This is a genomic window from Actinoplanes ianthinogenes, assembly GCF_018324205.1.
GTDB lineage: Bacteria > Actinomycetota > Actinomycetes > Mycobacteriales > Micromonosporaceae > Actinoplanes > Actinoplanes ianthinogenes.
The window spans coordinates 285,226-305,197 of the sequence record NZ_AP023356.1; the positions used below are offsets into that span (position 1 = coordinate 285,226).

A 19,972-nucleotide genomic window follows, 5' to 3' on the forward strand; every position below is an offset into this window, starting at 1 on the left:
CGATGCCGTCACCGCAGTGAACCGTTCTCGTTCGATCTGAGGTAACGTTCGACCCCGACTTTGTGAGCCTTCACACAGCCCCCGACCGGAGTAAACCCAAGATGTGCCAGCACCGAACCCCCTGCCCTCCAGCCGACGCCATCGACCGCGAGGCCGCCCGCACAGTGGCGACCTTCTGCGAACAGGGCTGGAGCCTGCTCTGCAACGGCGTCATCGTTTTCGAGGACACCGGAGAGCTCCTTCCGGACGGTACGACCATCGAGCCGCACCGCGGTCCGGCAGTCCACGCCCTCGCTGCTTAGTCACTGAGAGTAACAAAACGAGCGCCCCGTTTACCGAAGACGGCGCAGGCCGCGATCCGTGGACCGCGACCTGCGCACGACCGGCGATCGTCAGCTCTCGAACGCCTCCGGCGAGGGGCAGGAGCAGACCAGGTTCCGGTCCCCGTACGCCCCGTCGATGCGGCGCACCGGCGGCCAGTACTTCGCCGTCCGGTCCACGCCCTCCGGGAAACCGGCCACCGAGCGCGGGTACGGGTGTGACCACTCGTCCGCGGCGACCGCCGAGGCGGTGTGCGGCGCGTTCGCGAGAGGGTTGTCGTCCCTGGGCCAGACGCCCGCGGCGACCTGGTCGATCTCGCCCTTGATGGCGATCATCGCGTCGCAGAACCGGTCCAGCTCCGCGAGGTCCTCGCTCTCGGTCGGCTCCACCATCAGGGTGCCGGCGACCGGGAACGACATGGTCGGCGCGTGGAAGCCGTAGTCGATCAGCCGCTTCGCCACGTCGTCCACGCTGACGCCGGTGGCCTTGGTGATCGGCCGCAGGTCGAGGATGCACTCGTGCGCGACCAGGCCGTGCTCGCCCGCGTAGAGCACCGGGTAGTGCTCGCGCAGCCGTGCCGCCACGTAGTTGGCCGCCAGCACCGCCGTCGCGGTCGCCTGAGCCAGGCCGTCCGGGCCCATCATCCGCACGTACGCCCACGAGATCGGCAGGATGCCGGCCGAGCCGTGCGCGGCGGCCGAGACCGCGTGGTGGTCGCCCGGCTCCAGCGGGTTGCCGGGCAGGAAGTCGGCGAGGTGGGCGCGGACCGCGACCGGGCCGACGCCGGGACCGCCACCGCCGTGCGGGATGCAGAACGTCTTGTGCAGGTTCAGGTGCGAGACGTCGGCGCCGAACTTGCCCGGCTTGGCGAAACCGACCAGGGCGTTCAGGTTGGCCCCGTCGACGTAGACCTGGCCGCCGGCCTCGTGCACCCGCTCGCAGAGCTCGGCGATGCCGGTCTCGTAGACACCGTGGGTGGACGGGTAGGTCACCATGATCGCCGACAGCGCGTCGCGGTGCTTCTCGATCTTGGCGGCCAGGTCGGTCAGGTCGACGTTGCCGTTCTCGTCGCAGGCGACCACGACGACCCGCATGCCGGCCATGACCGCGCTCGCCGCGTTGGTACCGTGCGCCGAGGACGGGATCAGGCAGACGTCGCGGTGCAGTTCCCCCCGCGAGCGGTGGTAGCCGCGGATGGCCAGCAGACCGGCCAGCTCGCCCTGGGAGCCGGCGTTCGGCTGGACGCTGACCGCGTCGTACCCGGTGATCTCCGCCAGCCAGGCCTCCAGCTGGCCGACCAGGCTCTCGTAGCCCTCGGTCCGCGAGGCCGGCGCGAACGGGTGGATGTTCGCGAACTCCGGCCAGGTGACCGCCTCCATCTCGGTGGTGGCGTTCAGCTTCATCGTGCAGGAGCCCAGCGGGATCATGCCGCGGTCCAGCGCGTAGTCCCGGTCGGAGAGCTTGCGCAGGTAGCGCAGCATGCCGGTCTCGGAGTGGTGGGTGTTGAACACCGGGTGGTGCAGGTAGTCGCTGGTCCGGGCCAGCGCCTTGGCGCCGCAGACGGCGGGCTCGGCGACGGTGGCGCCGAAGGCGGCGAGCACGGTTTCTACGTGCGCGGCCGTGGTGGTCTCGTCGGTCGAGATCGACACCCGGTCGGCGTCGACCAGCCGCAGATCCACACCGTTCGCGGCGGCGGCCGCCACGATCTGCTCGGCGCGGCTGGGCACCACCGCGGTGACCGTGTCGAAGAACGCCCGGTGGGCGACCTCGATGCCGGCCGCGGTGAGGCTGCCGGCCAGGGTCAGCGCGTGGTCGTGCACCCGCTTGGCGATGGCGCGCAGGCCGGCCGGGCCGTGGTAGACCGCGTACATGCTGGCCATCACGGCGAGCAGGACCTGGGCGGTGCAGATGTTGCTGGTCGCCTTCTCCCGGCGGATGTGCTGCTCGCGGGTCTGCAACGCGAGCCGGTACGCCGGAGCGCCGTCGGCGTCTTTCGACACCCCGACCAGGCGGCCGGGCAGGCTGCGCTCCAGGCCGCCGCGCACCGCCAGGTAGCCGGCGTGCGGGCCGCCGAAGCCCAGGGGCACGCCGAAGCGCTGCGTCGTGCCGGCCGCGATGTCCGCGCCGATCTCGCCCGGGGCCCGCAGCAGGGTCAGCGCGAGCAGGTCGGCGGCGACCGTGACCAGGGCGCCCTTGGCGTGCGCGGCCTCGATCAGGGCGGCGTGGTCGCGGACCGCGCCGGACGCGCCGGGGTATTGCAGGTGCAGGCCGAAGTACTCCTCGGGCAGCTGCTCGGTGTCCAGGTCGACCAGCTCGACCTGGATGCCCAGCGGTTCGGCCCGGGTGCGCAGCACGGCCAGGGTCTGCGGGAACGTGTCGGCGTCCACCGCGTACACCAAGCTCTTGACCTTGGAAGCGCGGCGCGCGAGCGTCATGGCCTCCGCGACCGCCGTGGCCTCGTCGAGCATCGACGCGTTCGCCGTGGTGAGCCCGGTCAGGTCGGTGACCACGGTCTGGAAATTGAGCAGGGCCTCCAGGCGGCCCTGGCTGATCTCCGGCTGGTACGGCGTGTACGCGGTGTACCACGCCGGATTCTCCAGCACGTTCCGCTTGATCACCGCGGGCGTGTGGGTGCCGTAGTAGCCGAGCCCGATCATCGGGGTGACCAGCGTGTTGCGGCCGGCGATGGCACGCAGCTCGGCGATCGTCTCCTCCTCGCCGGCGCCGGCCGGCAGGTCCAGCGCGCCGTGGAACCGGATCGACTCCGGGATCGCGGCGTCCATCAGCTGATCGAGCGACTCGTACCCGATCGCTTTGAGCATCTCCGCCTGCTCATCGGCCTGCGGGCCGATGTGCCGATGGGTGAATGACGACGTCATGGGCGACTCCAAGGCTTGAGAAGGCTGACAAAGCCCTCCCCCTCTGTCATACCCACGAAAAGGGCACTTCAGAGTCGCCTGCCCGCGCGGTCCGTTTGCCTGTAGAGATTCCGGGGAGGAGTTGCCCCTTCGGCGCCTGGATGTGCAGGTCTCTCCCGCGCGGCTGGTTCCCAACCTACCAGTGGACCCCGTCAAGATCGGAATGCCTAGGCTGGGCGTGTGACGTATTCCGCTGCTCTTGATCGTTACGAGTCCATGACCTACCGCCGCGCCGGGCGCAGCGGCCTCAAGCTGCCCGCCATCTCGCTGGGCCTGTGGCACAACTTCGGCGACACCCGGCCCGCCGACCGCCAGCGCGACATCGTCCGCCGCGCCTTCGACCTCGGCGTCACCCACTTCGACCTGGCCAACAACTACGGGCCGCCGCCCGGCAGCGCGGAGACCGACTTCGGCCGGATCCTGGCGGCCGACTTCCGGCAGCACCGCGACGAGATGATCATCTCCAGCAAGGCCGGCTACACCATGTGGGACGGCCCCTACGGCGACTTCGGCTCGCGGAAATACCTGGTCAGCTCGCTGGACCAGTCGCTGAAGCGGCTCGGCGTCGACTACGTCGACATCTTCTACCACCACCGGCCCGACCCGGACACTCCGCTCGAGGAGACGATGGGCGCGCTGGACCACATCGTGCGCTCCGGGAAAGCGCTCTACGTCGGGCTGAGCAACTACAAGTCCGAGCAGACCGCGCGGGCCGCCGCGATCCTGCGCGACCTGGGCACGCCGCTGCTGATCCATCAGCCGTCGTACTCGATCCTGAACCGCTGGATCGAACACGACCGGCTGCTCGACACCCTGGCCGACGCGGGCGCCGGCTGCATCGCGTTCAGCCCGTTGCAGCAGGGTCTGCTCACCGACCGCTACCTCAACGGCATCCCGGACGACTCCCGCATCCGGACCAGCGTGTTCCTCAACGAGGAGGCACTCGACGCCAAGACCCTCGGACGGCTGCACGCCCTCAATGACATCGCCAAGCGGCGGGGGCAGTCGCTGGCGCAGCTGGCCCTCGCGTGGGCCCTGCGCGACGAGCGGATGACCAGCCTGATCATCGGCGCGTCCAGCGTCCAGCAGCTGGAGAACAACATCGCCGCCCTGGACAATTTGTCGCTCAGCGACGCCGAACTCGGCGACATCGACGGGACGGTCCTGGACCTCTGACGTACCGCCGGGAGCGGCCTGGAGGTGGCGGGCTCGTCCGATCAAGATCAAATTCTTGCTGACTCGGGCCGCGCTGATCACTGATCGTCGCTCCCGCCAGGGACCCTTCCGGGACGGGCAGGACGCTGGCGCGTCCCGAACGCCCGACCCGGAAGGGCGACGTCCGCGGCTGGTTCCGGAGATCAAACCCGGGCCCATGACTCCCGAGATCAGTACTGCTTGGTTGAGTGCCTCGTGTTGTCTACAGGTGGGGTGTCTCGTGCCGACTCTGGGGCGGATATATCCGGATATACCCTCGCGGTAAACGCAGCCTTCAGCCGGATGTACGCGCGCGGCAAACGCGGCCCTCAGGCGGATATACCCGCGCGGCAAACGCGGCCCTCAGGCGGCGAGGCGAAGCAGGCCGGCGAAAAGGAAGACGGCGGCCGCTACGGCGAGCAGCACCCGGGGCGTGCGCAAGCCGCGCCACCAGGGCAACGCCCAAAGCAGCGCCCACAGGCCGAGAAAGCCGAGCACGTGCACTCGCACCACGACCCAGGTGACCTCCCCGCAACCGTTGACCGGGAGGACCTCGTCGCAGATGGCCGGCGGTTCAGTGCCATGACCGAGGATCATCACTCCCCACAACAGCACCATGGCCGGCACGGCGAACAGCGTCATCAACGGCACCCCGAAATAGGCCAGCAGATCCCGCCGCCGGTCCAAGCCGCCGCGGGGCCACTGCCCGACCTCGGCAAACCTCCCATCATCCGCCTCGTCGCCGTCAGCGTTCTCCGGCGCCCGGGCGCTGGTCGCATCCTCCGCGGCGACGTTCTCCGAGGCGTCACCGCCGGCGCCATCAGCGTTCTCTGTTGCGTCGTCGCCGGTGCCGGTGCCGGATTCGACCGTGGTGGCATCAGAGTCCATAACGGGCCCCGGCGTCGCCTGCTCGCCGTCATCCTCGCCGTAGCCGTAGCCGTAGCCGTAGGCGTCGCCCTCGCCGTCGCCCTCGCCCTCGCCCTCGCCCTCGCCCTCGCCCTCGCCCTCGCCCTCGCCGGAACCCATCCCAGCACTCGCATCGGGGTTGCGCCCGTCGGTGCTCGGAGAACTCACCACGGGCGCGGACAGCTCGTGGTCAATCCCGGTCAGGACGGCGTCGTCCGGCGCGGTGTCGGCCGACGCCGGGTCGGCGATGCCCGGCACGGCGGCATCACGGTCAGACATGAGTGAAGATCATAAATGTCGGCACGCGAATCGGACGCCCCGGCCCGAGCCGGGCGATGCTGCGCCGACCGAGACGGGCCAGTGCTCAAGGCGGAAAAGAACGCGCGCCTTCGCGGTGGGATCAGTAGCGTTCGCGGGCATGACGGGGCTTGTCGAGAAGCACACGATCCTGGCCGTGGTGGTCGGGTCCCGGGCCTATGGGCTGGACGGGCCGGACAGCGACCACGACCGGCGCGGGGTTTATGCCGCGCCGACCAGGGACTTCTGGCGGCTGGACAAACCGCCGACGCACCTCGACGGGCCCGCGGAGGAGCAGTTCTCCTGGGAGGTCGAGCGGTTCTGCACGCTCGCGTTGCAGGCCAACCCGACCGTGCTGGAGGTGCTCTGGTCGCCGATCGTCGAGCAGATCACCCCCGACGGCGAGGAGCTGCGGGGGATCCGCACGGCGTTCCTGTCGCGGCGGGTGGCGGAGACGTACGGGAACTATGCCCGGGACCAGCTCGACCGGGTCGCCGCCCGGCGGGCACGGACCGGGGAGACCAACCACAAGCAGGCCATGCATATGATCCGGCTGCTGATGGCCGGGGCGCACGTGCTGCGGACCGGGGAGGTGCTGGTCGACGTGCGGCACCTGCGGGACCAGCTGCTCGCGGTCAAGCAGGGGCTGGTGCCGTGGGAGGACGTCACCGCCTGGGCGGGTTCGCTGCTCACCGAGCTGGACGAGGCCGCAGCGGCCACGCCCCTGCCGGAGCGGCCCGACCGGGACCGGGTGGACGAACTGCTGACCGCTGTCAGGGAGCGTGGACTGTGACGATCGACGTGCCGGAGTGGGCGGCGGACGCCGCCACGCAACTCCCCTATCCCCTGGTCTTCTGCACCGTCAGCGGCGCCCACCTGTACGGTTTCGCCTCGGTCGACTCGGACCTCGACCTGCGCGGCGCCCACGTGCTGCCGGTGGCCGAGGTCGTCGGCCTGCGCACCGGCCCGGACACGCTGCAGCGCGCCGGCGTCCGCGACGGCGTCGAGCTGGACGTGGTCTCGCACGACCTGCTGAAGTTCGCCAAGCTGCTGAACAGCCGCAACGGCTACGTCCTGGAGCAGCTCCTGTCGCCGCTGGTGGTGGTGACCACCCCGCTGCACGCCGAGCTGGTCGCCCTGGCGCCGGGGCTGATCACCCGCAACCACACCTACCACTACCTCGGCTTCTCGCACAGCCAGGAGAAGCTCTGGATCAAGAGCGGCGAGCTGAAGCCGGCCCTGTACACGCTGCGCGTGCTGCTGACCGGCATCCACCTGATGCGTACCGGGCGGCTCGAGACCGACCTGCGGATCCTGGGCGCGGAGATCGACTACGTGCCGGAGCTGATCGCGGCGAAGCGCGAGGCCGAGCACGGACCGTTCCCGGCGGGCGCGGCCGACCGGCTGGCCACCGACATCCCCCGGCTGCGCGCCGAGCTGGAAGCGGCCCGGGACAACTCGCCGCTGCCCGACAAGCCGTCGTTCGCCGCCGTCGACGCCCTGCACGACCTGGTCGTCCGCACCCGCCTCGCGGCTCAGTGATAGGCCGTCGTGTTGTAGCGCACCCGGTAGAAGCGCGCCCCGCTCTTGCTGTGGTTCCCGGAGCTGAAGTGGACCGTCCGGCTCCAGTCGCCCTCGCCGCCGCCCGGCACGATCCAGGTCGTCACGCCGCTGGGCATCCGGGTGTACGACTTCACATGCGCGGCCCTGCTCACCGTCGACAGTTTGCCGAAATGCCAGCCGGTCGGGCCGGCCACCAGTTTCACCCGGCGCACGTAGTACGACGAAGTGAACAGGTACGTGTCCGCGGCGGCGTGGTCAGGCAGCACGTCGTGGCCGGTTTTGGCCCGGCCGGACCCGTCGCTGAAACTGGTGCTGAAGGCGAACTTCAGCCGAGTCCCGGAGCCGTTCCCGGTCACCGTGTAGGCCCGCAGCTGCCCGTTGCCCACGGCTAGCAGGTGACCGGTCCGGCTCCAGGTGACGCCGTGCGCCCCCGGGAAGCTGTAGAACCCGACCCGGGTGCTGGACGGCTTGCCGCCATTCGTGGCCGGCACGAACAGGCTCAGCCCGCCACCGCTCGCCGACCCGGTCGCACCCTTCGAGGTGGCGACCACGATCGCGCCGCGGCCCTCGATCCGCTCGATCGAGTGCGGGTTGCCGTCCACGGTCGCCTGCCAGACGATCCCACCGGTCCGCCCCGAGCCGATCGCACTCTCGTCGATCATCGCGGCCCTGCCGAGGTAGTCCCCGGCGCCGGACGCGGTGACCAGCATGACCGAGCCCCACCTGGTGGTGCCGCGACGCTTGACGTCGGAGAGGTTGGTCCAGGTGCCGGTGCGGCTCGGCGCCTTCCACAGCACCGAGCCGCCGTTCCAGGCCGCCGGGTTGAACCGGAGGATCCGCCCGCTCGCCTGCTCGGTGGTGATCACGGTGGCGGCCGCGGCCTCGGCCGGCAACTCACCGAGCAGCGGCCCGCCGATCGCCGAACCGGCCACAACCCCCAAAAATGCGCGTCTATCCATCCGCGCACTGTAGATCGCCACGTCGAGAGGTCAGCGGCGGCCGATCCAGACGTCGCGGGTGGCGCGGACGACCAGGTCGTCGCGGCTGGGCAGGTCCGCCAGGACGGCATCGAGGGCGGTGACGTCGGCGGCGCTCAGGTGCTCGGCGATCCGGTCCCGGGTCCGCTCCAGGGTGACCTGCGCATAGCGCCTGGCCTGCGGCGACAGCGGCCCGGGCAGCTCGATGGCAAACCGGCGCTCACCGGCCGGCTCGAAGCCCGCGTCCTTGAGGCGGGCGCCCCAGTCCAGGCCCATGTGCAGGCCGGCCTCCAGCCGCAACCGGGCCAGCTCGGCCTGGCAACGCTCCTCCAGCGCCGACCCGGCCGGGTCGGTCAGGAACCGCGGGAACCCGTCCAACTCGGTGATCATGAAGACGCCGCCGGGCCGCAGCACCTCGCGGACCTGTCCGAGCGTGCGCGCCGGGTCGGCCAGATGGTGCATCGACGCGGACGCCCACACCAGGTCGGCCGGGCCGAGCGGCGGCCAGTCGCCGTCGAGGTCGGCCCGCACGGTGCGGACCCGGTCCGCGAAGCCCGCCGCCGCCACGCGCTCCCGGAGGCCGGCCTGCATCTCCTCGTCGACGTCGACGGCGGTCAGCGTGGCGCCGGGCAGCTGCCGGGCCAGGGCGATGGTGCCGGTCCCGGTGCCCGCGCCGAGATCGACGATCCGGGCGTCCGCCGGGACGAGCTGCCCGGCCCAGCCGATCACCTCGCGGTAGTAGTCCCCCAACACCTCGGCGTCGAGATCCAGCATCTCGGCCATCTGCCCGTGTCCGCCGCTGTGTCCGTGCTGGTGGTGGCCGCCGTGGCCGTGTTCGTGTGCCATGCCCCGACGGTAGCCCCATCTTGCGCGATCGGCATACAATCTTGCGTATGACGCAAGACGGTGAGCTCGACGCCCTCGTCCGCCAGCGGATCCGCAGCCTCCGGGTCGCTCGCGGCTGGTCCCTCGACGAGCTGGCCTCCCGGGCCTACCTCACCCCGTCCACCCTGTCCCGCATCGAGACCGGCCACCGCCGGATCGCCCTCGACCAGCTGACCGCCATCGCCCGCGCCCTCAGCACCACCCTCGACCAGCTCGTCGAGTCCGGCCGCGACGAGGACGTGGTCATCCGGCCGCACCACGACGAGCAGCGCGGCATGACCACCTGGCTGCTCACCCGCGAGAACGCCCCGGCCGGCATGACCGTCGCCAAGCTGCGCGTCGACCGCCCGGTCCCGGCCGACCTGCGCGTGCACCCGGGGCGCGACTGGTTCCTGGTCCTGTCCGGCGCCGTCGTGCTGCGCCTGGCCGACCGCACCATCACGGTCCGCGCCGGCGAGGCCGCCGAGTTCTCCACGATGGTCCCGCACGCCTTCGGTTCGGCGGGCGGCCCGGCCGAGGTGCTCTGCATCCTCGACCAGGAGGGCGAGCGGTCCCACTTGGGCCCGCATCAACCCCATTTTTAGGTACGCCCAGAGCCGCCACACCCGGCCCGCCCCGCAAGCCCGCCGCCCGCCGTCGCCCCTGCCCGCCGCTTGCCACCGCACGCCGCCGGTCCTCCCCACCGTCTCCCCCGGGCTCCCTGCCCCGCGGCAGACGGGACCGCCGTGGACCCCGGCCGGAAACTCACCCGACCGGCCGCGCCCACCCCGGCCGCGGGATCAGGCAGAACGGATGCCCCGCCGGATCCGCGAACACGCCCTCCCCGGCCAGCCGCACCGCCCCCAGGGCCAGCACCGCCTCCCCCGCCGCCACCACGTCGTCGACCATCACGTCCACATGCATCTGCTGCGGCACCGCCGGATCCGGCCAGGTCGCCGCCCGCTGATCCGGCGACCGCTGAAACGCCATCCCGGACGTCGTGGTGTCCGCCGACACCACCACGAAGTCCCCGTCGTCATAGGTGATCGGCTCCCCGAGCACCCCGCTCCAGAATCGAGCCAGCCCCCGCGGATCAGGACAGTCGAGGATCAGATGGTGTAGACGCCCGATCGGCATGGCAGCCCCTTCCGTCCGGTCAGCCGGCCCCGCCGGTGTTCTCGATCATCCGCCGCAGCACCTTGAGCGCAACCAGGTAGTCCGCGTCATCGACGCCGTCGTGGATCCGCGCACGGATCTCCGGAGCATGCCCCTGGAACCGCACCCGCGCCGCCTCGCCCTCCTCCGTCAGCCACCACAGCCCGTCCTCGTCCAGCCTGAGCCAGCCCCGCCCGAGCAGCGTCTCCGCCTCGGCGGCCAGATCGTCCTCGGCTCGCAAATACTCCGCCATCGCCTCCCGCAACGCCGGGATCGACCGCCCCTGCCCGTCCGGTGACAGATCGTTCACGGACAGGTGGCGCAACAGCCAGAACTGCGGCTGACTGAACCCGAACTCCGCCTGCCGCGCCCGCGTAAAGGCGATCAGGGACTCGTAGGCCACCCCGGTCCAATATGCAGCCGGCTGAGCGGCGAGATCGGCATCGGACAACGTCATGTCGGCACCTCCATGCGCCGCACCGTAAAACTTCGACCGCGATCGAGGTCAAGAACACGACAGCGGCAGGGCGCGTCGAGACCGGACAACCGGCGGCCGACCGGGTTCAATCGATGGACGTGGGTGGAACGGGGGAATCATGGACTACTACCTGGTGGCCGGGGACGGAATCCTGGTCGAGGAGTTCGCCTACGGCGAGGACCACGTGACCGTGGGGCTCGGCGGCGCGATGTGGACGGCTGGGAGCGGCGGGTGGCGCGGCGCCGGATCGTTCGGCAAGGCTTTGCGTACGGATGAGCAGCTGCTCGCCACGGTCACCCCGGTCGGCCGGGACCGGGCGGCCGTCGTCTACCAGGGGCTCGCCGGGCGTCCCCTGCCAGCCGAGGAGTCGCTGCGCGGGCACTTCGGGGAATGGGTGCGTTTCACGACGACGGCGCCGTTGCGGCTGACCGTGGAGGACACCCCGGACGGCTTCGCCGAGCGGCGCGTCTACCGCGTGCTGTTCGCCAAGGAACTACGCGACACCCACCTGACCGACCTGAACGATGCCTGGCCCGGTGTCGGCGCCGGCGGCCTCCCGGGCGGCCACGGCCGGGCCGGCAACGACCTGTTCGCCTGGCACCTGCGCCGCGTCGGCAGCGGCCTCGCCTGGGGCCTGGACGTGACCGTCCTGATCACAGGCGACAGCCCCGAAGTCGTCGGCGACGTCCTGCGCAAACTCACGGCCGACGTCCGCCGCCGCGGCCTCGTCCCGCTCACCACCGAACGCTTCGCCTAACTCAAGCCGCCCACCGCTCCCCGCCCAGGAACGCTCCACCCGACCGGGACACCCGCCACTCCCCGCCCAGGGACGCTCCACCCGACTCAGGCGGCCACCGCTGCCCGGTCAGGAGCGCTCCGCCCGACTGGGACGCCCACCACTTCTCCGGTCAGGAACGCTCCACCCGACCGGGACGCCCACCACTTCTCCGGTCAGGAACGCTCCACCCGACCGGGACGCCGCCCGCCGCTCCCCGCCCAGGGAGGCTCCGCCCGGTTCAGGCCGCTCACGTCTCCCCGGTCAGGAACGCTCCGCCCGACCGGGACGCCCACCACTTCTCCGGTCAGGAACGCTCCGCCCGACCGGGACGCCGCCCGCCGCTCCCCGCCCAGGGAGGCTCCGCCCGACTCAGGCGGCCACCGCTGCCCAGCCAGGGACGCACCGCCCGACTTAGGCGGCCACCGCTTTCCCGGCCGGCGTCGCACGGCACACGCCGCCTGGCTCAGGCAGCCACCGCTTCCCTTGCCGGTAGGGTCACCGGATGCAGGGCGGCTCGCAACCGGAGCGGCGGATGGCTGAGCAGGCTCCTTAATTGCTTCCCGGCGGACCACTTTCCCCGCTGACGCGCGATGACGCGGATCTTCCGCTGGTCGGCGACCCACGCGTGCAGTCCGGCCACTCCGGAGTGCCGGACCGCGAACCGGTCGCAGGCCAGCTCCGACCACCACCGGCCGGACACGGTCAGCACCAGGCCACCCAGGACCGCGACCGCCAGCGCACGCACGTCGGACCCGACCGTCGCGCCGACGTACAGGCCGATGAGCAGCAGGTACCACAGGCGGCGCCGGGCGTGCTCCCGGCGGGCCAGGTGCGCCAGCTCGTGCCACAGCACGAAACCGATGAACTCGGCGTGCGCCTCGGTGTTGGCGCAAACCACGACCAGCGCTCGGGGCCCGTACCGAAAGCAGCGGTCCAGGGCGACGCCGGCCTGCCGCCGTACCTCCAGGCTGCGCAGACCGAGACGGTCCAGCACCGGCTGGAGTTCGGCGGGAACGGTCAAGCGGTCCGGGACAAGGGCGCGGACGCGATCGAACTGCCGCCGGCGCGCGACCAGCGTCAGCGCGAGGAAGACGGCCAGGGCGAGGCCGCCCGCGGCCAGGATCGTCTCCGGGCCGGTGGTATCCCAGGCGACGGCCAGGACCGCGGCCCACAACAGGAGCGCGGGAACCGCGGCAGCGATGAAGCCGGCGGCGGTTCGCGCCCGGCCGGGCAGACGGCCGGCATGCGAACCCATAGCTATCAGGGTCGGACGGATCGGGCTGATCCCGGATTCCTGGCAGCACGCGATGTGATCCTGTTCGGTCGCGGCGGCACGGAGCGCGATCGGGTCAGCGCCGGAGACTCGCAATGCTCGCGCCACCGGACCGCGATCCAGGCCCTCGTTCGAAGCACTGTCCAGGTCGAGGATGGCGAACAGCAGGTCGGCAGTGGTCGCGTAATCACGCCCCGAGCCGCGGGCGTGCACCACCGCCCGCTCGACGGCCTCCTTGGCGGTCCGGAACGCCGCGGGCGAATCGGCTGCACCCGCACGCCGCCGATCCGGCCCGACCGCGGACTTGCGATCGACCACCCCCGGACGCTGCACGCCAGACCCACTCCCGGGCTCCTGACCGACCGCGCCCGGACGCTGTGAGCCAGACCCGCTCTCAGGCTCCTGACCGACCACCCCCGGGCGCTGCGGGCCAGACCCGTTCCCAGGCTCCTGACCGACCGCTTGCGAACGCTGCGGGCCAGACCCGGCCTCCAGCGCGACCGGGGTTTCCGCTTCGCGCGGATCTGGCGACTCGGAATCGGGGCCGGGCGCGGGGCTGGTCGGGTGCGGGGAGTCAGGGGCGAGCAGGTGCCGGGCGGCGCCCTCGGCCTCGGTCAGGCCGAGCAGCAGGTGATAGCTGTTGACCGGGGTCTCGGCCCGTGAATGCGCGGACACCGCGGCCAGCGTCAGCGCCCGGAGCGCCTGATCGGTCACCTGCATGATCAACATCACCTCGGCGTGGAATCGTGCCACACCTGATCCGCGAGATGACGCCCAGGGCATCAATGGACGCGAATTTCCATTCTTGGCCGGCCCGGGTGCGCGCGGCTAAACGGGTGTTCCGTGCCCACAGCTTCAGCCCGGCGGTCCCGTAGCGGCCGGAACCAACAGCGGTCCGGGGCTGCTCGGCGGGACTGGGCATAGGTCGTACAAAAAAGTCCACGGTAACCGCAGCCGAACCGTGAGTTTCGGCATGCTGTCTTTGCATCCTAGGAATCTAGGAGCTTGCTTTCCTTCCGGTATGACGGTTTAGGCTGGGCGCATGTCCGCGAGCGCCGCCCCCGTCGTCCACCTGGCCCGGCCGCACCGGCCGGTCGTCGTGGCCGGCACGCTTGCCGAATTGCGGGGGCCCACCTGCGGTCTGGTCGAGTTGCCGTTGCGACTTTGGTGGCATCCGCAGCGCGCGTTCGATCTCGGGCAGCACACGATGCTGCTGTGGATGTATGAGAATGTGCTCCGCGAATCGATCCGAGTCGACGAGTTGCGTGCCTATATCGACGGCGCGACGTTGGTGCGGGTCTGGCCCGAGCTGAATCTGCCGCGCGGTGTCCGGGCAGCCTGGGAGGCGCGGCATCCGCGGCTGCGCGTCCGTCTCACCGCGTGAATGACCGGCACGATTCCCAGTCGCGGCCCGATTCCGACGACCGGACCGATCCTCACGAGCGGCCCGAGCGTCACGAGCGTCACGAGCGGCCCGAACTCCACGGGCGAACCGATTCCCGCGAGCAGACCGATCGCCGCGAGCGAACCGATTCCCGCGAGCGGAGCGGTTCACATGAGAGAACCGATCCCACGAACGGGCCACTCGCCACAAATGGGCCGCGCCCGACCAGCGGACTAGATCGTGCGAGAGGCCCCATTCCGGCGATGACGAATTCGGCGGAAATAGTGTGACCAATCCGAGCGTCGACGACTTCTATCGTGACGTCGCGCGGATCGCGCTCGCGGTCGCCGACAAGCACCGTTTCGTCCTCGGTGGCGGCGTCGCCTGGCTGGTCAACGGCCTGGTCGCCCGCCCCACCGAGGACATCGACCTGTTCACCGACACCGACGGCGCGGTGCTCGCGGCGGCCGGCGAGGTGGTCGCGGCGCTGACCGACGCCGGCTACCGGGTGGTGCGCGAGGAGGGCGACGAACTGTTCGCCGGGATGGACGCGGACATTCAGGAGTTCCTGGTCGCGGGTGAGCATCGGGCGCTGCGGCTCACCCTGTGCCGGCTGGACCGCCGGCGCACCCCGGTCGTGATGGACCTCGGCCCGGTGATGCACCTCGACGACCTGGTCGCGACGAAGGTGGCGGCGCTGGTGACCCGGCGGGAGGTCCGCGACTACATCGACGTCGCGGCGGCGCTGGAACGGTATCCGCTGGAGCGGCTCTTGGAGCTCGCCTACGCGGCGGACCCGGCACTGGAGCCGGACGAGATCGCGGACGCGGGGCGCTACCTGGATCGGCTGGACGACGTGCGGTTCACCCTTTACGGCCTGGACGCGGCGAAGATCGCCGAGCTGCGGGCACGCCTGGCGGACTGGCCCCGCCAATAAGCGGCAAGGGCCCGGCAAGAAGCGCACCGGCCGGCCCGGCAGCAAGCGGCACCAGCAACAAGCGGCCCCGGCAACAAGCGGCACCAGCAGCGAGCGGCCCCGGAACAAGCGGCACCGGGCCGGCCCGGCAACAGGCGGCACCGGCAATCAACCGGCACCCGGGGAACCGGACGCGCACGACGGACGTCTCACCCCGCATGAGCAGACGGTTCACAGCGGCCACGATCGCGCTGGCGTTCATTCTGGGCGGATGCGCCGGAGTCGACAGTGACGAGCCCGGCGCCCCGGTCGTCGCCACAACCGGCCGCCCCGCGGTGCATGACCGCTGGACGTCATGCGCCGCCGAGGGCGCCGAGCATGGCCAGGACGCTCTCGAACTGCCCCACCTCGACGGCAGCTTCACCCCGGCCTCCGCCGTCATCTGCATGATCGGGCCGAAGCAGCGACCCGGCGGCGGCCTCGACCTGATGGCGACCGAGTCCCGCGCCGGCGACATCGCCGCCCTGCTCACCGCCCTGCGCCTGCCGGACGAGCCCGGCACGGCCGAAGCCTGCACGCTGGAGATGCCGTTCGTCCCGTGGCTGGCCCTGCTCGACGACCAGGGCCGCTGGATCCGGCCCGGCGTTCCCGTCGACTCCTGCGGCAAGCCACGCAAGGCGTTCCGCGACGCGTACGAAAAACTGCGGACCGAGCAGGTGAGCGCCAAGGTCGTCCGGAACCTCGACTCGGATCTCGCGGCCGCCACGGGGTGCGCGCAGGACTGGAAGGACGAGCTGACCGTCGCCCGCCACGACAGCACCGGCGGCACGCCGTCCCCGGAGCCGCTGCCCGCCGCCGACGCCACCGTCAAGGTCTGCGTCTACCGGGTCCCGGCCGATCAGCGGGGCAGTGAGCTCCCGGTCGGCCGGCTCGAATCCGGGCGCAGCCTGAGCCCGGCCGAGTGGACGACCGCCCGCGCCCAGCTGGCCGCGAGCGCGCCGGCCACCCCGTGCACCGGGCAGGCCACCCGCTTCGCCGTCCTCAACTCCGGTCCGAGCTGGCTGAACGTCGAGGCGGACGGCTGCCGGCAGGTGCTGCTGCACCCGGGGACGATCCGTCAGGCCTCAGCGGCGCTGACGCACGCCGTGTTCGGCTAGGGCGGCGACCGCCAGCACGCACAGCACTCCCCCGCTGACCAGCGCCACCGGACCGGACCAGACCCGGGCGACCAGCCCGGCCCGCATGTTGCCCAGGTCCGGCCCGGCCTGGCCGACGATCTGCTCGGCCGCCGACACCCGCCCGAGCAGCCCGTTCGGCGTGTGCAGCTGGACCACCGTGCCCCGCGACACGACCGCCACGGTGTCCGCCGCCCCGGCCAGCACCAGACAGCCCAGGCCCAGCCATGGGTTCCCGGCCAGCCCGAACAGGGCGAGGGCCACACCCCAGGCCGCTGACGCGCCGAGCATCACCAGCTGCGGCCGGCCATGTCCGGTGAACGTCCCGGACAGCAGCGACGCGATCAGGCCGCCGACCGCGATCGCGCTCAGGAACAGCCCGAACGTCCGCGGGTCGCCGCCGAACCAGGCCGCGTTCATCAGGGCGAACAGGCTGATCGGCATGGCCAGCACGGTCGCGGCCAGGTCGGTGAGCAGCGCGGTGCGCACCACCCGGTGCCCGGCCAGGAAGCGCAGCCCCTCCGCCACCGCGCGCAGGCTGGAGGTGTCCGGCGCGTCGTCGGGTCGCAGCACCGGCAGCCCGAGCACCCCGAAGAACGCCAGCCCGAACGTCAGGGTGTCGATCAGGTAGCAGCCGCCGACCCCGATCCAGGCCAGGACCAGACCGCCCAGGGCCGGCCCGGCCAGCATCGCCGCCTGGAACGAGATGTGGTGGAGCGCCAGGCCGGCGGCGAGCTGGTCGCGGTGCAGCAGGTGCGGCAGGTAGCTGCGCCCGACCGGCCCACCGGCCGCGCCGAAGCAGGACTGCACCGCGACCAGCGCCAGCACCCCGGTGACCGGGTACGCGCCCGCGAGGCCCTGCACGGCGAGCAGCGCGGTGCAGGCCGCCGCTCCACCGGTGGTGATCAGCGAGAGCCGGCGGCGTTCGGCGCGGTCCGCGAGCGCGCCGGCGAACAGGCCGAACAGCACCACCGGCAGCGCGTGGGCGAGCCCGACCGCGCCGGTCCACACCGTGCTGTGGGTCTGCTGCCACACCTGGTACATCACCGCGACCAGGGTCATCTGCCTCCCGAACCCGGAGAACGTCGCCCCGATCCAGAGCCGCCGGAACGGCCGGGACGAGCGCAGCGGCCGCAGGTCGATCAGCGCCCCGCTCACCGCCACGCCGGGTCCTCGGCCAGTTTCCCGGCGATCCGGTCCCGGAAGCTCTTGCGGTCCAGGGCCGCCCTCAGGTCGCTGACGACGCGGGCCATCGGATAGGGCACCTCGGCCTCCAGCTCGACGAGGGCGGCCTCGGTGGCGCGCCACTCGGCGGCGAGCCGGCCGACGACGCTCTCCGCCTTGGCCGAGAGAACCACCCGTTTGGCGCGGGCATCCGGTCCGGCGACGGTCCGCACCCACCCGGCGGCGCGCATGGCGGCCACCTTCTGACTCAGCGCCGAGTGGGTCCGCCCGACCGCGGCCGCCAGCTCGGTGATCGTCATCGGACCGCCCCGATGCAGCCGGATCAGCTCTTTGACCCAGGTGGGCTTGAGTCCCTCGATGTGCGCCTCGGCATAGATGCGGGCGATGTCCGCGTCCATCGCGGCCTGCAGATCCCACAGCGGATCCCAGACGCTCTTCCCGGTCGGATCGTCGACGTCAGCCATCCGGCAACAGTAACAGCGCTTATATAAGTGCTTACACGATTTGACATCTACAACCTGGTAGAAGAATGATGCGGGTACGAACTTAGGTTTGGCTAACCTTTGGAGCTCCATGACCGCCATCTACCTCATCGGCCTCCGCGAGGGCCTGGAGATCACCCTCGTGGTCTCGATCCTCGTGGCCTTCCTGGTCAAGAGCGATCGCAAGCCGATGCTCCGCCTGGTCTGGGCCGGTGTCGCGCTGGCCGCGGCCATCGCCGTCGGCTTCGCCGTGCTGCTTCAGCTCGGCATCACCCGGCTCAGCTCGACGCACCAGGAGCTGTTCGAGGCGATCGCCTCCTTCGTGGCGGTGGCCTTCGTCACCTGGATGATCTTCTGGATGCGGCGGATGGCCCGGTTCATGGGCCGGGAGCTGCGCGGCAAGATGGAGGCCGCGATCGAGGTCGGCCCGGCCGCGGTCGCCGGCGTCGCCTTCCTCGCGGTGATCCGCGAGGGCCTGGAGACCTCGATCCTGTTCTACGCCGCGGCACAGGGCGCCGCCGACAGCGCCCGCCCGCTGATCGGGATCAGTCTCGGCCTGCTCACCTCGGTGGTCCTCGGCTGGCTGCTCTACATCAGCGCGGTCCGGATCAACCTGTCCACGTTCTTCACCTGGACCGGCGCGCTGCTGGTGCTCGTTGCCGCGGGCATCTTCAAGTACGGCTTCCACGACCTCCAGGAGTCCAACGTCCTCGGCGGGCTCGACCACCACGCCTTCGACCTGAGCGGATCCCTCCCGCCCGAGGCGTGGTACTCGGAACTGCTCCGCGGCATGGTCAACTTCACGCCGGCGCCGACCGTGGTCGAGACGGTCGCCTGGCTCGCCTACGGGATTCCCGTCCTGGTGCTGTTCCTCTGGCCGGCCCGCAAGCCGGCGCCCACCCCCGCCACTCCCGCCACCACCGCCTCCTAGGAGACCGATGCACCCCGCACGCCTTATCACCGCCGGAGCAGCAGCCGCCCTGCTCCTCACCGCCTGCGGCGACAAGGACGCCGACACGAAGGCCGGCAGCGCCGCTGCCTCCGGCAAGATCACCGTTGCCGCCTCGGACACCGAGTGCAAGGTGGAACGGACCAGCTCCGCCGCGGGCACGGTCACCTTCGCGATCACCAACAAGGGCTCGAAGATCAACGAGTTCTACGTGTACGCGGCCGGCGACCGGATCATGGGCGAGATCGAGAACATCGCTCCCGGCCTGTCCCGCGACCTGATCGTCGAGCTGCCCGCCGGGGCGTACGAGACGGCCTGCAAGCCCGGCATGATCGGCAAGGGCATCCGCAACGCCTTCCAGGTCGAGGGCTCCGCCGCGCCGCTCACCGAGGACGCCAAGCTGGCCCAGGCCACCAAGGACTACCAGCGCTATGTGAAGAGCCAGACCGGCGCGCTGATCGAGCAGACCACCGCGTTCGTCACCGCGGTCAAGGCCGGCGACGTGGAGAAGGCGAAGAGCCTGTACCCGGTCGCCCGCACCTACTGGGAGCGGATCGAGCCGGTCGCGGAGAGCTTCGGCGACCTGGACCCGAAGATCGACGCCCGCGACGGAGACGTGGAGCCGGGTCAGGAGTGGACCGGCTTCCACAAGCTCGAGAAGGACCTCTGGGTCACCAAGGACGTCAGCAAGGACGGCCCGGTCGCCGACCAGCTGCTCAAGGACGTCCAGACCATCGTGACCAAGGCCGAGACGGTCACCTTCTCCCCGGTCGAGCTGGCCAACGGCGCCAAGGGCCTGCTCGACGAGGTCGCCACCGGCAAGATCACCGGTGAGGAGGACCGCTACTCGCACACCGACCTGTGGGACTTCGCCGCCAACATCGAGGGCTCGCAGGGCGCGATCCAGGCGCTGCGCCCGGCCCTCGAGGAGCGGGACCCGGCGCTGGTCAAGACCCTCGACGCCAACTTCGCGAAGGTCGAGGCGTCGCTCGAGAAGCACCGCGCCGGCGACGGCTGGAAGCTGCACAACCAGCTCACCCAGGCCGATCTGAAGGAACTCAGCGACAACATCAACGCGCTGGCCGAGCCGATCAGCAGGGTTGCCGCGCTCGTCGCGGCCAAGAAGTAGCACCCCAGCCGTGGGCGAGGCACCTGCC

The 19,972-nt window shown here is 71.2% G+C and carries 20 protein-coding genes and 1 riboswitch; of the genes, 11 read left to right on the forward strand and 9 right to left on the reverse strand.

Annotated elements, in window-relative coordinates; genetic code table 11:
• The first annotated feature begins 101 nt into the window (after nt 1-101).
• Nucleotides 102-302 carry a DUF5999 family protein gene (locus tag Aiant_RS01395; RefSeq protein ID WP_189335706.1) on the forward strand — a complete coding sequence of 67 codons (201 nt, stop codon included), beginning with the start codon at nt 102-104 and terminating at the stop codon, nt 300-302.
• A gap of 90 nt (nt 303-392) precedes the next feature.
• Here Aiant_RS01395 and gcvP read toward each other — a convergent pair whose 3' ends face one another.
• On the reverse strand, nt 393-3,200 hold the full coding sequence (gene gcvP, locus Aiant_RS01400) for an aminomethyl-transferring glycine dehydrogenase (protein WP_189335674.1): 2,808 nt from the start codon (nt 3,198-3,200) through the stop codon (nt 393-395).
• A 77-nt stretch (nt 3,201-3,277) separates the two neighbouring features.
• Nucleotides 3,278-3,368, reverse strand: a riboswitch (glycine riboswitch).
• Between the two features lie 87 nt (nt 3,369-3,455).
• Here gcvP and mgrA point away from each other — a divergent pair.
• The gene (gene mgrA, locus Aiant_RS01405) at nt 3,456-4,415 is read left to right on the forward strand and encodes an L-glyceraldehyde 3-phosphate reductase (RefSeq protein WP_229831269.1); all 960 of its coding nucleotides are present in this window, start codon (nt 3,456-3,458) and stop codon (nt 4,413-4,415) included.
• Nucleotides 4,416-4,796: 381 nt separating this feature from the next.
• Here the strand turns inward: mgrA and Aiant_RS01410 are convergent, their stop codons facing one another.
• Nucleotides 4,797-5,618 (reverse strand): hypothetical protein, encoded by an 822-nt coding sequence (locus Aiant_RS01410; protein ID WP_189335672.1) that lies wholly within the window; start codon nt 5,616-5,618, stop codon nt 4,797-4,799.
• Between the two features lie 139 nt (nt 5,619-5,757).
• Between Aiant_RS01410 and Aiant_RS01415 the strand changes: the two genes are divergently transcribed.
• Both Aiant_RS01415 and Aiant_RS01420 read left to right on the forward strand, forming a co-directional pair.
• On the forward strand, nt 5,758-6,429 hold the full coding sequence (locus Aiant_RS01415; RefSeq protein WP_189335671.1) for a nucleotidyltransferase domain-containing protein: 672 nt from the start codon (nt 5,758-5,760) through the stop codon (nt 6,427-6,429).
• Entirely contained in the window at nt 6,426-7,178 is a 753-nt protein-coding gene (locus Aiant_RS01420; protein ID WP_189335670.1) for a nucleotidyltransferase domain-containing protein, read from the forward strand. The genes Aiant_RS01415 and Aiant_RS01420 overlap by 4 nt, the downstream gene beginning before the upstream one ends.
• Here Aiant_RS01420 and Aiant_RS01425 read toward each other — a convergent pair.
• Nucleotides 7,172-8,158 carry a hypothetical protein gene (locus tag Aiant_RS01425; RefSeq protein ID WP_189335669.1) on the reverse strand — a complete coding sequence of 329 codons (987 nt, stop codon included), beginning with the start codon at nt 8,156-8,158 and terminating at the stop codon, nt 7,172-7,174. The two genes, Aiant_RS01420 and Aiant_RS01425, sit on opposite strands and share 7 nt — an antisense overlap.
• Nucleotides 8,159-8,188: 30 nt before the next feature.
• On the reverse strand, nt 8,189-9,022 hold the full coding sequence (locus Aiant_RS01430; protein ID WP_189335668.1) for a class I SAM-dependent methyltransferase: 834 nt from the start codon (nt 9,020-9,022) through the stop codon (nt 8,189-8,191).
• Between the two features lie 47 nt (nt 9,023-9,069).
• On the opposite strand from Aiant_RS01430, the gene Aiant_RS01435 reads away from it, so the two are divergent.
• Nucleotides 9,070-9,645, forward strand: coding sequence for a helix-turn-helix domain-containing protein (locus tag Aiant_RS01435; protein ID WP_189335667.1), 576 nt, complete (start codon nt 9,070-9,072; stop codon nt 9,643-9,645).
• A 160-nt stretch (nt 9,646-9,805) separates the two neighbouring features.
• Here the strand turns inward: Aiant_RS01435 and Aiant_RS01440 are convergent, their stop codons facing one another.
• A complete protein-coding gene (locus tag Aiant_RS01440) occupies nt 9,806-10,177 on the reverse strand; it encodes a VOC family protein (protein ID WP_189335666.1) in 372 nt (123 codons plus the stop codon).
• 19 nt (nt 10,178-10,196) lie between these two features.
• Entirely contained in the window at nt 10,197-10,652 is a 456-nt protein-coding gene (locus tag Aiant_RS01445; protein WP_189335665.1) for a MarR family transcriptional regulator, read from the reverse strand.
• A gap of 139 nt (nt 10,653-10,791) precedes the next feature.
• Between Aiant_RS01445 and Aiant_RS01450 the strand changes: the two genes are divergently transcribed.
• On the forward strand, nt 10,792-11,430 hold the full coding sequence (locus Aiant_RS01450; RefSeq protein ID WP_189335664.1) for a hypothetical protein: 639 nt from the start codon (nt 10,792-10,794) through the stop codon (nt 11,428-11,430).
• A 484-nt stretch (nt 11,431-11,914) separates the two neighbouring features.
• Here the strand turns inward: Aiant_RS01450 and Aiant_RS01455 are convergent, their stop codons facing one another.
• Entirely contained in the window at nt 11,915-13,477 is a 1,563-nt protein-coding gene (locus Aiant_RS01455) for a hypothetical protein (RefSeq protein WP_189335663.1), read from the reverse strand.
• Nucleotides 13,478-13,766: 289 nt separating this feature from the next.
• Here Aiant_RS01455 and Aiant_RS01460 point away from each other — a divergent pair, with 289 nt between their 5' ends.
• From Aiant_RS01460 to Aiant_RS01470, 3 genes are all read left to right on the forward strand, one after another.
• Complete coding sequence (locus tag Aiant_RS01460; RefSeq protein ID WP_189335662.1) at nt 13,767-14,108, forward strand: hypothetical protein; 342 nt, start codon at nt 13,767-13,769, stop codon at nt 14,106-14,108.
• 286 nt (nt 14,109-14,394) lie between these two features.
• Nucleotides 14,395-15,045 carry a nucleotidyl transferase AbiEii/AbiGii toxin family protein gene (locus tag Aiant_RS01465; protein ID WP_229831262.1) on the forward strand — a complete coding sequence of 217 codons (651 nt, stop codon included), beginning with the start codon at nt 14,395-14,397 and terminating at the stop codon, nt 15,043-15,045.
• 197 nt (nt 15,046-15,242) lie between these two features.
• Nucleotides 15,243-16,181, forward strand: a complete 939-nt coding sequence (locus Aiant_RS01470) for a hypothetical protein (protein WP_189335661.1) — start codon at nt 15,243-15,245, stop codon at nt 16,179-16,181.
• Here Aiant_RS01470 and Aiant_RS01475 read toward each other — a convergent pair.
• Both Aiant_RS01475 and Aiant_RS01480 read right to left on the reverse strand, forming a co-directional pair.
• Nucleotides 16,149-17,363: an MFS transporter gene (locus tag Aiant_RS01475; protein ID WP_189335660.1), complete on the reverse strand. Its 1,215-nt coding sequence runs from the start codon at nt 17,361-17,363 to the stop codon at nt 16,149-16,151. The two genes, Aiant_RS01470 and Aiant_RS01475, sit on opposite strands and share 33 nt — an antisense overlap.
• The gene (locus tag Aiant_RS01480) at nt 17,354-17,848 is read right to left on the reverse strand and encodes a MarR family winged helix-turn-helix transcriptional regulator (protein WP_189335659.1); all 495 of its coding nucleotides are present in this window, start codon (nt 17,846-17,848) and stop codon (nt 17,354-17,356) included. The genes Aiant_RS01475 and Aiant_RS01480 overlap by 10 nt, the downstream gene beginning before the upstream one ends.
• Nucleotides 17,849-17,957: 109 nt before the next feature.
• Here Aiant_RS01480 and efeU point away from each other — a divergent pair, with 109 nt between their 5' ends.
• Together efeU and efeO are read left to right on the forward strand one after the other, a co-directional pair.
• Nucleotides 17,958-18,797 carry an iron uptake transporter permease EfeU gene (gene efeU, locus Aiant_RS01485; protein ID WP_189335658.1) on the forward strand — a complete coding sequence of 280 codons (840 nt, stop codon included), beginning with the start codon at nt 17,958-17,960 and terminating at the stop codon, nt 18,795-18,797.
• Between the two features lie 7 nt (nt 18,798-18,804).
• Complete coding sequence (efeO, locus tag Aiant_RS01490; protein ID WP_189335657.1) at nt 18,805-19,944, forward strand: iron uptake system protein EfeO; 1,140 nt, start codon at nt 18,805-18,807, stop codon at nt 19,942-19,944.
• Nucleotides 19,945-19,972: the final 28 nt, after the last annotated feature.